The following is a 13,236-nucleotide window of genomic DNA, read 5'->3' on the forward strand; positions in this document are numbered from 1 at the left end:
GCCCTCACTGAACCCTTTTTACTTTCGCTGGATATCTTCGTTATGAAGAAAAAAACCACACCTGAACAACAGGCGCTGATCAGTCAACTGGAGCAAATTGCGGAAGGCTTGAGCCAGACCTTCAGCCCATTTTGCGAAGTCGTATTGCACGACCTGCGGGATCCCGAACACGCAATATTGGCCATTCATAATAATCTTTCTGGCCGTGAGACCGGACATCCCGCTACGGAGCTTGGACTTGCCCGGATTGCTGACCCAGCTTATCCCCAGATCATTGCCAACTATCCCAATCAATTTAAAGATGGTCGCCAGGCCAAAAGCACCTCGATTGGAATCAAGGATTCCACCGGACGGTATGTGGCCGCGCTCTGCATGAACATTGATCTCACCCTGTTCAAGGGGTTGCAGGGCATGCTGGATCAGTTCGGATCTTTCAGTGGCGATCGTCCCCATGAGTCGCTCGAATCGAGCGGTGCAGAAACCATTCGAGCGCGCATTGATCAGTTTGCTACACGGCTATCCACCTCTCCCCGTGCCCTGAAAGCCCGCGATCGGAGAGTACTGCTTCAGGAGTTGAAGGAGTGTGGCCTCCTGGATATCAGAAAGGCCATGGAGACGGTCGCCTCACACCTCGGCGTATCCCGCGCAACGGTGTACAGCGATACGAGGTGACCACCACCTCATATCATCTCGGCTATACGGGACAGCTTTTAGCTCTGAGCATCAAATCAAACCGGTCAGGGTCGAGCCTATCTTCTTCAATCCCGTTGAGGACAGACGCTTCTCGATCCAGCAACTGACGGCAGCTTTCATAAACTCTGGGAAGCTGATCCGGAGCGATGGCAACTACGCCATCAGAATCGCCCACCTTCAGCGCTTCAAGCTGCGTTGGTCACAGCACGTGCGACAGCCTCGATTTCTACCAAGTACCCATGATGCAACTCCGGAACCGGTACGACAGCGCGAGCTGGGCGATGACCGCCCAACATTTCGGAGTAGACCCGATCGAAGGCCGGCCAGTGTTTTACGCCTGCTACGTATACAGTGACTTTGACCAAGTCTGAGGCTTCGCAGCCCGCGGCATGCAGAATGGCCAGTAGGTTATTGAGTGCAATTTGGGCCTGTTCGGTGAACGGCGCGTCGATGTTGTGAGTGCCGTCCGGACTAACAGGAAGTTGCCCGGAGATGTAGAGCGAGCATTGGTGAACAACCGCTTGCGAGTAATGACCAGCCGGTTGCGAAGCCGCATCGGTGCTAATAATTTTCATAGGTAACCTTGTATGGGGGAGCCGACACTGCAGACAAGTCCACAGCATCGGCTCTAGGTGTATCAATGAGCGTTTGTAAAAGCTGCCTGAACCTTGCCAGGCTCGGTGATGTCGCTGGCAATCAGCAGTTGGGCGAGAATCCGCGACTTCTGTGGGTTTAGATCCATGGAAGCCACAAAGCCGCTTTTGGTGTCATCCACTTCGATGTTGCGGTTGACATAGCCTTTGCTCACGCGAGTCGAGCGGACAACCACAATTCCCTGTGCGGCTGCTTTTTCGAGGGCTGCGAGGGCCTGCTTCGAAGTGTTGCCATCGCCCTTGCCTGCCAAGATGATGCCCTTGGCGTTATCTTCAATAGCATGCTCAATTTGCTTGGCATCCATGTTCGCGTGGCTGTAGATGATGTCGACACGTGGCAATGCCGGGCCTTGAGGCAGAGCCAGCGGCAGGGTACGACGCATATCAAGCGGCTGGACATAGCGCACCTGCCCCATGTCCACGTAGCCCAGAGAGCCCAGGTTGGGAGACTGCATCGTTTGAACGCTGGTGCTGTTGGTTTTGGTGACCCCGCGCGCTCCATCAATCTGGTCGTTCATTACAACCAGGACGCCGCGGCCTCTCGATTGTGCGTCCGTTGCCACCTGAACCGCTTCATAGATATTGGCAGGGCCATCAGCACTCAAACCCGTGGCAGGCCGCATCGAGCCGACCAGAACGACGGGCTTGTCAGTTTTCAGCACTAGATCCAGGAAGAAGGCTGTCTCCTCCATAGTGTCCGTCCCATGGGTAATCACCACGGCGTCCGCTTCGTTCTTGTCGAAGGCCTGCTGAATGCGGTTAGCAAGCTTGAACCAGACTTCATCGTTCATGTCCTGCGAGCCGATTGAGGCGATCTGTTCGGCAGAGATTGAGGCCAAATCTCCAAGTCCCGAAACGGCGGTCACCAACTGTTGAGGGCCAATAGCCCCGGCGTTGTAGGCTCCGGTGCCGCGATTATCGGCGGAGCCTGCGATAGTTCCCCCCGTTGCAAGTAACAGGACGCGTGGCAATGGCACTTGTTGATGATTCGAACTCATGGTTTTTTCCTGGGCGAGCGCAGACGGAACACCAACGGTTAAGCCTGCCAGAATCGAGAGCATAAACCCCGCAAAAAAATTGCGACTGAAGGTATGGCTGCTATTGAATTTCATGGATTGGATAGTCATTTTCCGCGTCTCTTATTGTTGTTAGGTTTATGTTCTTATTAAACGACTTGAGGACGTTTTTCAGCATCGATTGCTGTTTCAATTTCTTCAATCGCATTACCGTGTCGTCCTATGACAGCTGTTGCGACACCGCATCCGAAAACGTTGGTGGCCGTGCGTCCCATGTCCAGGATGGGGTCAACTGCGAGGATGAGAAGTAGGCCCGCTTCCGGAAGACCTATCATCGGCAGTCCCGCGGCCAGAACGACCAGAGAACCTCGCGCAACACCTGCAGTACCTTTGCTGATAACCAGCAAGGTCAACAGCACCATGATCTGGTGGGAGAATGTCATTTCGATGTTGTACGCCTGGGCGATGAACATCACGATGAAGGCTTGGTACATCATCGAGCCGTCCAGGTTGAATGAGTAACCTAACGGCAGGACGAAGCTGCTTACGCGCTTGTTGGCGCCAAACTTGTCCATCGCGGCAATGGTTTTCGGATACGCGGCTTCGCTGCTCGCCGTGGAGAAGGCGATCAGAATTGGCTCACGCATATGCTTGAAAAGGTCTTTGATGCGAGGGCCGAGAGCCAGGTAGCCGGCAAGCGTGATCAATGACCAAAGCAGTGCCAGGCCCAGGAAATACTGCCCCACCATCTTGCCAAAGGTCACGACCATTTCCAGACCATGCACGGTGATAGTAGCGGCGATGGCTGCAAATACAGCCAGTGGAGCCACATACATCACGTAGTCGGTGACCCTGAACATGACATTGGCCAGTTCTTCGAGCATGTCCACGATGATGGATCTGCTTTTGCCCTTGACGAACGCCAGTGCGGAACCGAAGAACAGTGAGAACACAACGATCTGCAGCACTTCGTTCGTGCCCATTGCCTCGATAATGCTTCGAGGGAATACATGGGTGAGAAAGATCGGCAGACTAAAGCCGGAAGTGTTCAAGCCCGTGTTCACGGCTTCACCGCTCACAGTCAGATTCAGACCGACACCTGGCTGGAAAATATTGGCGAGTAGCAAACCGATGGACAGCGAGGCTAGAGAGGCGATCAGAAACCAAGTGATGGCTTTAAAACCGACGCGTCCCATCGAACCGTTCCCTGACATGCTGGCAACGCCGGTAACCAAGGTGGCAAGTACCAAGGGAGCAATAACCATTTTGATCAGACGTAAAAATACATCAGTGACCAGATTCAGGTATCCGGAAATCTCTTTTGCAGCCGCAGCATCCAGCTGACTGTGGAGCGTGCCTCCAAGGACTACGCCGAAAATCATCGCGATTACTATCGCTTTAACGAGAAGGCGGCTTTTCATGTGCACCTCTTTTTATAGCGGCCTAATTCGGGCCATATTGTCTGGGCTAATGGATGTTCATTGGATTTCGGCAAGACGCTGCCGTCAGGCGCCGTAGAGCGCCTGCTTTTCAGTAACCAAGTTAGACTTCGTTAGATCTGGAGAAATTTACCAAGCTTGTCGATATCAATATTACCGCCTGTAATAATGATGCCGACCCGTTTACCTTGGAGCTCCTCCTTGAGCTTTCTTACTGCAGCAAGGCCCAGGCAGCCAGTGGGCTCGACCACAATCTTCATACGCTGAACAAAGAACTTCATTGCAGAAATCAGTTCTTCGTCAGTGACCGTTACAATTCGATTCACACCGTTCAAAATAATTGGAAAAGTGTAATTACCCAGATGCTGGGTTTGAGCACCATCAGCGATGGTGTCCGGAGTGTCGATGTGAACAATCTCGCCTGAATTGAAAGATTGTTGTCCATCGTTACCGGCTTCAGGCTCAACGCCGATAAGAGTGCATTCAGGTGCCAGTGCACGGGTCGCCAAGGTGGTTCCCGACAGCATGCCACCGCCACCGAGGCCTACGAACAAGACATCCAGTTGACCGACGCTTTCAAACAGTTCCTTGGCGGCGGTACCCTGGCCGGACAGAACATCTGGATGATCGTAGGACGGGATTAGCGTCATGCCGTGCTTGGCGGCCAAGGCTTGCCCGATAGCCTCGCGGTCTTCGGTATAACGGTCGTAAAATACAACCTCGGCGCCATAGCCTTTGGTAGCCGCGACCTTGGCTGCAGGAGCATCGGTTGGCATAACAATGGTGGCCGGGATCTTCAACAATTTGGCCGCCAAAGCGATGCCTTGTGCGTGGTTCCCCGACGAGAACGCTACAACGCCACCTCGACGTTGCTCTTCGCTGAACTTAGCGAGCGAGTTGTATGCCCCCCGAAATTTGAAAGAGCCGGTACGTTGGTAGTTTTCACATTTGAAAAATACCTTCGCACCGACTTCCTCATCGATCGTACGAGAGGTCAGAACAGGCGTGACGTTGGCTGCTCCCTCAAGTCGCGTAGCCGCGTCGACTACGTCTTGATAAGTTGGCAGAGTGATTTGCATAGCAAAATGTCCTCAAAGATTTACCACGGCCAAGAAATATCGTGGCCAATACCTTCGATATTGGCTTGCTTGAACAGGAGCTGGGCAACTGTCAGGTCTTGCAGCGCCAATCCCGTCATGTCGAAGAGGGTGATGTCATTGGCACCACGGATGAATTCGACTTTCCCTGTCAACAGGTCACCGATTTCCATTACTGGCGAAGACGGCACCCATTGCGTTTCGCCAAGCTGACGAGCTTGGGCTATATCGTCGACAAAGATTTTAGCTTTGGACAGAAGACCATCCGGCGCTTCCCTTTTGCCCTTGGTGTCCGCCCCCACGCAGTTGAAATGCGTACCAGGTTGAACGGCTTCCAGGTCAAACAGTACTTTTCGACCGGGCGTTGCTGTGATGACTACATCACTCTGTGATACGGCATCGTTTGCCGATACGCTGTGGCGCACCGAGACACGTTCGGAAAACCGCGATTCAAATTGCGCACTTGGCATGCCATCCGCCGTCAGGTAGGTGACATGCTTGATGCCGGACATCACGCGAAGCGCATAATCAACTTGAATGCTTGCCTGTACGCCAGTGGCGAAAACGCAGAGTTGCAAGCTGTCTTGACGAGCAAACATCTCCAGACCCAACGCCCCGGCAGCACCTGTTCGGAGTGTCGTAATGGCGTTGCCATCAATGACACACAGAGGCCGGCCAGTCGCAGGATCGATCAGCAGGATAGTCGCTTGATGTGGCTCACCTTGCAGGGTGCGGTTGGTGGGCCAGAAACCGGCCGCTTTGAACCCGAGCACGCCCTGATTGGCGATCCCGCCGGATTTGATTCCAAAGATGCCACCCGTGCCAAGCGCTTCGCGAACCACAGGGAAGACTTGACCCTCTCCCATGCTATGCAGGTAGAAGGCTTCGCGTACGGCGAAGAGAATCTGCTCAGGTACAACCAGGGCATTGACACTATCCCTATCCAGCAGTTTTAGCATTTCGATCTTGGACATTTTACGCGCCTGGCCAGACAGCTATTTCAGACACAATATCCAGAATTAGACATTCTGTAAATATCAGGTGCTACCATTTGTCATGAACAGCCGGAGACATCGGCAGACCTGTTTCGCCACGCCACTGCGCAAAAGGCGTCCATGGCAGGCGGTCCCTCGGAGATTCGGTTGATGTAGCGCAGCCGCTCCTCATCGTGCCAATGCCATCCACAAAAACCCATGCCTTGAGCGCTATCGTGCATATGTAGGATGGTGATCGGCTTTCAACCCGTCGATACTTGTGCACAGGCCCTGCCCACGTCCAAACGACGTTCCGGCCCTTAATGACTTCGTGACGAAAACAATAAGAATGTCGCACAGAGGTACATACGAATGAGCCGTCATGATCATGGTCACGCCAGCCTCCTGGAGGCGTTCAGCGCGATGACACTGGAGCTTCAACGCCTGGCGCAGGACAAAGACATAGAACACTTCCACGAAGCGGCGCTGAGCTGCATCAGCCAGCTGCTGCCCTTCGACAGCGCCTGGTGGGGCCGCGCTGCGCTGATTGACGGCCTGCCGGAAGAACACAGCTCCTACCTCTACAACCTGCCCCGCAGCTACCTGGCCGATTGGCAATCGATTCGCCATATCGACGTGACCATCGCCAGGGTCCACGATGAGCCGGGGCAAGCAGTCATCGTCGACATGCGCGACCCCGTCAACGGCCCTGGGCTCAACTGGCTTGGCACGCGCTACGTCATTGGTGAGTTATTGTGCGTCGTGTACATCGACCCGCAAACGCACCTCAGCGATCACCTCGCACTCTACCGTGCGCCCAATACCGCACGCTTTACCGATCAGGACTGCCTGCTGCTTAACAACATCATGCGGCATCTGGTGACGGCGGTTTCGGCCAACCAGATTCGTACCTTGGTAGCCACGCGCGAAGCCCTCACCCACCCACGCAATCTCGCGCTTGCCGTGTGCGACCAACGCGGCACCCTGCACTGTGCGGAACGTGGCTTGGTCGACTTGCTGCTGAGCGAATGGCCGGACTGGACCGGCCCTTGCCTGCCGGTAACGATGGACGCCGGAGGCTATGACGGCAAGCACCTGCAGGTCGAGGCCTCAACCGTCGGTGACCTGCTGCTGCTTGCCGCGCGCAGCCGCACGGTGCTGATGCAACTGAGCCCTCGAGAGAATGCGGTGGCCCAGGGTTTCGGCGAAGGCAAGACCTACAAGGAAGTCGCTCGCGACCTGGGCATGTCGCCCAACACCGTGCGCCATCACATCCGCGCCATCTACAGCAAACTCGGGGTCAAGGACAAAGCCCGAATCGCCCACCTGTTGCACGCCCCGCCTGACTGATTTGCACCACTGACCCGCGCTGACTTTTTGGCTGTCGTTTTGACGGCCACGGGACACCTTTGCGCTTTTTTGCCTCCCTCTGCCATCCACGGGCGAGCCATTCGCCACACAACAACTTTAAAGAGAGATGCCATGCCCATGATTCACGCCTTCACCCGCACCACCACACTGGCCCTGCTCGGCGGCCTGTCGAGCCTGCAAGCCAGCGCGGCCGACCTCAACGCCCGGGACTTTTTCGGCGCCCCCTCGGGCACCAACTTGGGTGTGCTGTACTTACCGGCAAGCCGCGCCAGCGATTTCCACGGCCCGGCCGACAGCACCGGCAAGGCCGACCTTAAGGTCAACGCCGTGGCGTACCGCCAAGTGTTCTTCAGCGATATCTGCGGCACACTCTGCACCCCACAGTTCATCGTGCCGTTTGCCGACATCAACGCCCGCCTGCCGGGTGCCAGCCAGCACAGCGCAGAGAGCGGTTTCGGTGATCCCCAGGTCGGCGGTACCGTATTTTTCATCAACGACCCCGCCTCGCGCACTTACAGCGGCCTACTGACCCTGATCACCCTGCCTGTCGGCGAATACCACGGCAACAATCCTGATGTGTCGCCCGGCGCCAATCGCTGGGGTACCACCTTCGTTTACAACTACACCCAGGGCGTCGGTGAAAAATGGGTGCTGGAAGCCAACCTCGAAGCCCAACTCTATGGCAAGAACGACGACTACTTCGGCAGCGACCTGAAACAGGACCCGCTGTATCGCCTGCAAGCCTTTGCGTCCTACGACTTCACGCCCAGCACCTACGGCGCGCTGCGACTGATCCACGCCGACGGTGGCGAATTGCGGATCAATGACCAGCGCATCGACGACACCCACAAGCGCTACACCCAGGTGGGCTTCGAGGTCGGCCACTGGCTGGATAAACAGAACCAGTTGATGTTCGGCCTCTCGCAGAACGTCGCCACCGACAACGGCTATCACGGTACCGACGCGCTGCTGCGCCTGGTTCACGTGTTCTGAATCCCCTCATCGGAGCTTGCCCATGAACACCCAGACGCAACCGCTGACCGATGAGCGCTCGCGCGCCTCATCTCCATTGGCACTGCTGGCCGCCATCGTGCTGTTCGCAGCCATCACCCCGACCATTCTCATGACCGCACCGGCCGTGGCCGCGCAACTGGCGACGCAATGGCAGTTGAGCCCATCACAGATCGGTGACCTGTTCTCCACCGAACTCGGCGCCATGAGCCTGGCCACTCTGCCCGCACTGTGGTGGCTCAGGCGTGTCGACTGGCGCCGCGCCGCGTTGCTGGCCGGACTGCTGTTCATCGCCGCCAACCTGCTCTCAATGCTGGCCCGCGACTACCCGATCCTCCTGGCACTGCGCTTTTGCAGCGCCCTGGCCGGTGGCTCGTTGATGATCATCTGCCTGTCCAGTGCGGCCTCGACGGCCAATCCCGGGCGTGTCTACGGGTTATGGGTGTTGGGACAACTGGTGGTCGGAGCGATCGGCTTGAGTATCCTGCCCCGGCTGTTCGAGCACTACGGGTTGTCAGCCTGCTACATGATCCTCGCCGCCTTGATGACCCTCTTTCTGCCCCTGGCGCGGCACTTTCCCCGGGGCAGCCCGGTGCCAGAAAAAACCGCCGAGCGCATCGCCCTCGACTCCAGGTGGAAAGCCACACTGGGCGTTTTGGGCATCCTGAGTTTCTACGTCAGCCTGAGCGGTGTCTGGACCTTTATCGGCTCCATCAGCAGCCGCGCCGGCGTCTCTGCCGAGGCCAGCGGTGAGATCCTGGCACTCGCCACGGTGATGGGCATCGTCGGGGCCGGTTGTGCCTCACTGATCGGCGATCGTCTGCCACGCCTGCCGCTGCTCGTGCTGGGGTACGCGCTGATGGCTGGCGCCGTGCTGTTGCTGCTTGGGCAACCCGACATTCTGCGTTTCGCCGTGGCAGCGCTGCTCTTCAAGTTCACCTGGACCTTCATTCTGCCACTGATCCTGGCCTGCCTGGCCGACCTCGACCGCTCCGGAAAACTGATGAACGCTTCCAACCTGGTGATCGGTGGCGGCCTGGCCATCGGCCCGACCGTGGCGGGCCGGATGATCGAAGCCAGCGGCAGTTTCCAATCGCTGCTGATCGCAGGAGCTTGCATCACCGGGCTGTCGCTGGTGTTGATGCTGAGCAGCCGCCCAAATGCCTGACAGGCCCTTCTACCCCAACGAAAATGGAAAAACGATGAGCCGAAAAAGTGCATTTTTCTTCGACGAACTCAGCCTCTGGCACAGCGCCGGGGCGCACGCCTTGACCTTGCCGGTGGGTGGATGGGTGCAGCCACCTGCTGCTGCCGGCCACGCCGAGTCACCGGAAACCAAACGTCGCTTGAAGAGCCTATTGGACGTTTCCGGCCTGACCCGCCACTTACAGGTGCGCAGTGCCAACGCGGCCACCGATGAAGACCTGCTGCGGGTGCACACGCCCAACTATCTGCAACGCTTCAAGGCGATGAGCGATGCCGGGGGCGGCGAGCTTGGGCCGCACGCGCCCATCGGGCCTGGCAGTTATGAAATCGCCAGGCTCTCCGCAGGGCTAGCCATGGCAGCAGTGGATGCGGTGCTGTCCGGCGAAGTCGACAACGCCTATTCGCTGTCGCGCCCACCCGGCCACCACTGCCTCGCCGACAGTGCCATGGGCTTCTGCTTCCTGGCCAACATCGCCATCGCCATCGAAGCCGCAAAAGCACGGCGTGGCCTGGGCAACGTCGTAGTGATCGATTGGGACGTGCACCATGGCAACGGCACACAATCGATCTTCGAAGAACGCAGCGACGTGCTGACGATTTCCCTGCATCAGGACGGCTGCTTCCCTGCTGGCTACAGCGGTGAAGCTGATCGCGGGCGCGGTGCGGGGCTGGGCGCGAATATCAATATCCCGCTGCCTCCCGGCAGCGGCCATGAGGCGTACATGCACGCGATGGAGCGCATTGTGATTCCAGCGCTGGAGCGCTTCGAACCGCAATTGATCATCGTCGCTTGCGGCTACGACGCCAACGCTGTCGACCCACTGGCGCGAATGCTGTTGCACAGTGACTCGTTCCGACACATGACCCGTCTCGTACGCCAAGCTGCCGAACGCCTGTGCCAGGGACGTCTGGTGCTGGTGCACGAAGGCGGCTATTCCGAAGCCTATGTACCGTTTTGCGGGTTGGCGACCCTTGAGGAACTGGTGGGTGTCAGGACACAGGTCAGCGACCCGATGCTGGAGTTTGTGCAATTGCAGCAACCGAAAGCGGCAGTGACGGCGTTTCAGTTGCGCTTGATCGATGAGTTAGCCGAAGCTTGCGCCATGGAGGCGCAGTTGCATCTGCCCAACGATTGACCGCAAACGCTAAAGCCTGACGTCTCAGCACGTAAAATTCAGGCAAAAAAAAAGCCACTCAAATGAGTGGCTTTTTCTGAATCTTGGAGCGGGAAACGAGACTCGAACTCGCGACCCCGACCTTGGCAAGGTCGTGCTCTACCAACTGAGCTATTCCCGCGTCTTGGTGTGGCGCATTCTATAGATTCAGATTACGCCGTCAACCCTTTGATTCAAAAAAGTTTATTTGGGGTCTACGTCGGTCCGCAGATGCGGCCAGGCGGCGCGCAGGTATTGGACCATCGACCACAGTGTGAGCCCCGCCGAAACCAGCAACAGCGCGTAGCCCAACAGCACCCAGAAACTGAAGTCCGACGGGTTGGCCAGCAGGATCACCAGCGCCAGCATCTGCGCGGCGGTTTTCCATTTGCCCAGGTTCGACACGGCCACTTGGGCGCGGGCGCCCAGTTCGGCCATCCATTCGCGCAGTGCCGAGACGACGATTTCGCGACCGATGATCACCGCCGCCGGCAAGGTCAGCCAGAGGTTGCCGTGTTCCTGCACCAGCAGCACCAGGGCCACGGCGACCATCAGCTTGTCGGCCACAGGATCGAGGAAAGCACCGAAAGGCGTGCTCTGCTCCAGGCGTCGCGCCAGGTAGCCGTCAAGCCAGTCCGTTGCGGCGGCAAAGGCGAAGACCGAGGCCGAGGCCGCGTAGCTCCAGTGATACGGCAGATAGAACAGCAATATGAAGATCGGGATCAGCAGGACACGGAGAACGGTAATCAGATTTGGGATATTCATCGGCACAACTGGCTGCGAGGTTGACGGGCATTCTACTCGCTGTGCAGGTTTGCATAAATCGACTCAGCGAGCTTTTTACTGATACCGGGTGCTTTGGCTATCTCATCGATGCTTGCACGAGACAGCTCCTGCAATCCACCAAAATGTTTCAACAGGTCGCGACGCCGTGTCGGGCCGACCCCCGCCACGCCTTCCAGCGTCGAGGTACGGCGGGTCTTGCCACGGCGGGCGCGGTGACCGGTAATGGCGAAACGGTGGGCTTCGTCACGGATCTGCTGGATCAGGTGCAGGGCCGGTGAATCGCCTTTCAAGGTGAATTCATGGGCCGCATCGTTCAGGTACAAGGTCTCGAAACCGGCCTTGCGCGTCGCGCCCTTGGCAACACCCAGCAGGATCAGGTCGGGAACCATCAGTTCATTGAGCACGTCGCGGGCCATGGATAACTGGCCCTTGCCGCCGTCCACCAACAGGATGTCCGGCAGCTTGCCCTCCCCGTCCTTCAACTTGCCGAAGCGCCGCATCAATGCCTGATGCATCGCCGCATAGTCATCGCCCGGCGTTACGCCTTCGATGTTGTAGCGACGGTAATCGGATTTGATCGGGCCTTCCGGGCCGAACACCACGCAGGACGCCACGGTCGCTTCGCCACTGGAATGGCTGATGTCATAGCACTCCAGCCGCTGCGGCGGCTCTTCCAGGTTGAGGACCTCGGCCAGGGCATCGAAGCGCGCGGCAACGTGCTGGCGGTTAGCCAGGCGCGCGCCCAGGGCCTGTTCGGCGTTGGTCACGGCCAGTTGCTGCCAGCGCGCGCGCGTGCCGCGAACGCGGTGGCTGATAGTCAGTTCCCGACCGCGCAGGGTCTGGATGGCTTCGGTCAAGGCCGCGAAGTCTTCATGGACCACGTTGACGATCAATTCGGCAGGCAAGTCGCGTTCCGGGCTGCTGACGTAGTACTGCCCCAGAAAGGCCGCCATGACCTCAGCCACATCTTCCTCGATACCCACCTGGGGGAAAAAATTCTTGCTGCCCAGCACCCGGCCACCGCGCACACTGATCAAGTGAACGCACGCGCCACCCGGGTTGGTGAACGCGGCGATCACGTCGACGTCGCCACTGCCGCCTTCCATGCTTTGCTGGTCCTGTACCCGGCGCAGCAGTCCGATCTGGTCGCGCAGCTCGGCGGCCCGCTCGAACTCGAGGTTGATCGCCGCCTCTTCCATCGCCGCCGAAAGCTCATCGGTCAACGCGTTGCTGCGCCCCTCCAGGAACATCACCGAGTGACGCACGTCGTCGGCATAGACCTGGGGCTCGACAAGCCCGACGCAGGGCGCTTTGCAGCGCTTGATCTGGTACTGCAGGCACGGTCGGGTGCGGTTCTTGTAGTAGCTGTCTTCACACTGGCGAACGAAAAACGTCTTCTGCAAAAGACTCAGGCTTTCACGAATCGCCCCGGCGCTGGGGTAAGGCCCGAAGTAGCGGCCTTTGGCCTTCTTCGCCCCACGATGAATGCTCAGGCGCGGAAACGCCCCGTCGGACAGGAACACGTACGGGTAGGATTTATCGTCGCGCAGCAGGATGTTATACGGCGGCCGCCATTCCTTGATCAGCGTCTGTTCAAGCAGCAGCGCTTCGGTTTCATTGGCGGTGATGGTGGTTTCGACTTGCGCGATACGCCCCACCAGGGCGGCGGTCTTCGGCGCCAGGCCGGTTTTGCGAAAGTAACTCGCCAGGCGTTTCTTGAGGTTCTTGGCCTTGCCGACGTAGAGCAGGCGGGCCTCGCTGTCGAACATGCGATACACGCCTGGGCGGCCGCTGCAGGTGGACAGGAAAGCACTTGGATCAAACAGTTCGGTCATT

At 58.0% G+C, this 13,236-nt stretch carries 12 protein-coding genes and 1 tRNA gene; 5 read left to right on the forward strand and 8 right to left on the reverse strand.

Going from position 1 to position 13,236, the window contains the following annotated elements:
• The first annotated feature begins 42 nt into the window (after positions 1-42).
• Positions 43-672, forward strand: coding sequence for a transcriptional regulator (locus tag AD664_RS01255; RefSeq protein ID WP_053143876.1), 630 nt, complete (start codon positions 43-45; stop codon positions 670-672).
• A gap of 206 nt (positions 673-878) precedes the next feature.
• On the opposite strand, the gene AD664_RS01260 is transcribed toward AD664_RS01255, so the two are convergent.
• From AD664_RS01260 to AD664_RS01280, 5 genes are all read right to left on the reverse strand, one after another.
• The gene (locus AD664_RS01260; RefSeq protein ID WP_053143878.1) at positions 879-1,268 is read right to left on the reverse strand and encodes a RidA family protein; all 390 of its coding nucleotides are present in this window, start codon (positions 1,266-1,268) and stop codon (positions 879-881) included.
• A gap of 62 nt (positions 1,269-1,330) precedes the next feature.
• On the reverse strand, positions 1,331-2,473 hold the full coding sequence (locus tag AD664_RS01265) for an asparaginase (RefSeq protein ID WP_218187104.1): 1,143 nt from the start codon (positions 2,471-2,473) through the stop codon (positions 1,331-1,333).
• A gap of 38 nt (positions 2,474-2,511) precedes the next feature.
• Positions 2,512-3,783 (reverse strand): dicarboxylate/amino acid:cation symporter, encoded by a 1,272-nt coding sequence (locus AD664_RS01270; RefSeq protein ID WP_053143880.1) that lies wholly within the window; start codon positions 3,781-3,783, stop codon positions 2,512-2,514.
• A 131-nt stretch (positions 3,784-3,914) separates the two neighbouring features.
• Positions 3,915-4,880, reverse strand: a complete 966-nt coding sequence (locus AD664_RS01275; RefSeq protein WP_053143882.1) for a threo-3-hydroxy-L-aspartate ammonia-lyase — start codon at positions 4,878-4,880, stop codon at positions 3,915-3,917.
• 20 nt (positions 4,881-4,900) lie between these two features.
• Complete coding sequence (locus AD664_RS01280) at positions 4,901-5,872, reverse strand: ornithine cyclodeaminase family protein (RefSeq protein ID WP_053143884.1); 972 nt, start codon at positions 5,870-5,872, stop codon at positions 4,901-4,903.
• Between the two features lie 372 nt (positions 5,873-6,244).
• Here AD664_RS01280 and AD664_RS01285 point away from each other — a divergent pair, with 372 nt between their 5' ends.
• From AD664_RS01285 to AD664_RS01300, 4 genes are all read left to right on the forward strand, one after another.
• Entirely contained in the window at positions 6,245-7,222 is a 978-nt protein-coding gene (locus AD664_RS01285; protein ID WP_053143886.1) for a helix-turn-helix transcriptional regulator, read from the forward strand.
• 132 nt (positions 7,223-7,354) lie between these two features.
• A complete protein-coding gene (locus AD664_RS01290; protein ID WP_157061526.1) occupies positions 7,355-8,236 on the forward strand; it encodes a transporter in 882 nt (293 codons plus the stop codon).
• A 22-nt stretch (positions 8,237-8,258) separates the two neighbouring features.
• The gene (locus tag AD664_RS01295) at positions 8,259-9,422 is read left to right on the forward strand and encodes an MFS transporter (RefSeq protein WP_053143888.1); all 1,164 of its coding nucleotides are present in this window, start codon (positions 8,259-8,261) and stop codon (positions 9,420-9,422) included.
• A gap of 34 nt (positions 9,423-9,456) precedes the next feature.
• Entirely contained in the window at positions 9,457-10,596 is a 1,140-nt protein-coding gene (locus AD664_RS01300; RefSeq protein ID WP_053143890.1) for a class II histone deacetylase, read from the forward strand.
• 84 nt (positions 10,597-10,680) lie between these two features.
• Here the strand turns inward: AD664_RS01300 and AD664_RS01305 are convergent.
• The 3 genes from AD664_RS01305 to uvrC all read right to left on the reverse strand — a co-directional run bounded on the left by AD664_RS01305 (position 10,681) and on the right by uvrC (position 13,235).
• Positions 10,681-10,756: transfer RNA gene (locus AD664_RS01305), tRNA-Gly, on the reverse strand.
• A 62-nt stretch (positions 10,757-10,818) separates the two neighbouring features.
• Positions 10,819-11,379 carry a CDP-diacylglycerol--glycerol-3-phosphate 3-phosphatidyltransferase gene (gene pgsA, locus AD664_RS01310; RefSeq protein WP_042727903.1) on the reverse strand — a complete coding sequence of 187 codons (561 nt, stop codon included), beginning with the start codon at positions 11,377-11,379 and terminating at the stop codon, positions 10,819-10,821.
• A 32-nt stretch (positions 11,380-11,411) separates the two neighbouring features.
• Positions 11,412-13,235 carry an excinuclease ABC subunit UvrC gene (uvrC, locus tag AD664_RS01315; RefSeq protein ID WP_053143891.1) on the reverse strand — a complete coding sequence of 608 codons (1,824 nt, stop codon included), beginning with the start codon at positions 13,233-13,235 and terminating at the stop codon, positions 11,412-11,414.
• Position 13,236 lies beyond the last annotated feature (1 nt).

This window comes from Pseudomonas sp. P97.38, from assembly GCF_001269745.1.
GTDB classification, from domain to species: Bacteria; Pseudomonadota; Gammaproteobacteria; order Pseudomonadales; family Pseudomonadaceae; genus Aquipseudomonas; species Aquipseudomonas chlororaphis_E.

What these genes read in the sequence shown, in the direction of transcription:
- AD664_RS01265 (WP_218187104.1), bottom strand. Translation starts at nt 2,473, where the DNA reads ATGACTATCCAATCCATGAAATTCAATAGCAGCCATACCTTCAGTCGC.
- pgsA (WP_042727903.1), bottom strand. Translation starts at nt 11,379, where the DNA reads ATGAATATCCCAAATCTGATTACCGTTCTCCGTGTCCTGCTGATCCCG.
- AD664_RS01290 (WP_157061526.1), top strand. Translation starts at nt 7,355, where the DNA reads ATGCCCATGATTCACGCCTTCACCCGCACCACCACACTGGCCCTGCTC.
- uvrC (WP_053143891.1), bottom strand. Translation starts at nt 13,235, where the DNA reads ATGACCGAACTGTTTGATCCAAGTGCTTTCCTGTCCACCTGCAGCGGC.
- AD664_RS01300 (WP_053143890.1), top strand. Translation starts at nt 9,457, where the DNA reads ATGAGCCGAAAAAGTGCATTTTTCTTCGACGAACTCAGCCTCTGGCAC.
- AD664_RS01260 (WP_053143878.1), bottom strand. Translation starts at nt 1,268, where the DNA reads ATGAAAATTATTAGCACCGATGCGGCTTCGCAACCGGCTGGTCATTAC.
- AD664_RS01285 (WP_053143886.1), top strand. Translation starts at nt 6,245, where the DNA reads ATGAGCCGTCATGATCATGGTCACGCCAGCCTCCTGGAGGCGTTCAGC.
- AD664_RS01255 (WP_053143876.1), top strand. Translation starts at nt 43, where the DNA reads ATGAAGAAAAAAACCACACCTGAACAACAGGCGCTGATCAGTCAACTG.
- AD664_RS01295 (WP_053143888.1), top strand. Translation starts at nt 8,259, where the DNA reads ATGAACACCCAGACGCAACCGCTGACCGATGAGCGCTCGCGCGCCTCA.
- AD664_RS01275 (WP_053143882.1), bottom strand. Translation starts at nt 4,880, where the DNA reads ATGCAAATCACTCTGCCAACTTATCAAGACGTAGTCGACGCGGCTACG.
- AD664_RS01270 (WP_053143880.1), bottom strand. Translation starts at nt 3,783, where the DNA reads ATGAAAAGCCGCCTTCTCGTTAAAGCGATAGTAATCGCGATGATTTTC.
- AD664_RS01280 (WP_053143884.1), bottom strand. Translation starts at nt 5,872, where the DNA reads ATGTCCAAGATCGAAATGCTAAAACTGCTGGATAGGGATAGTGTCAAT.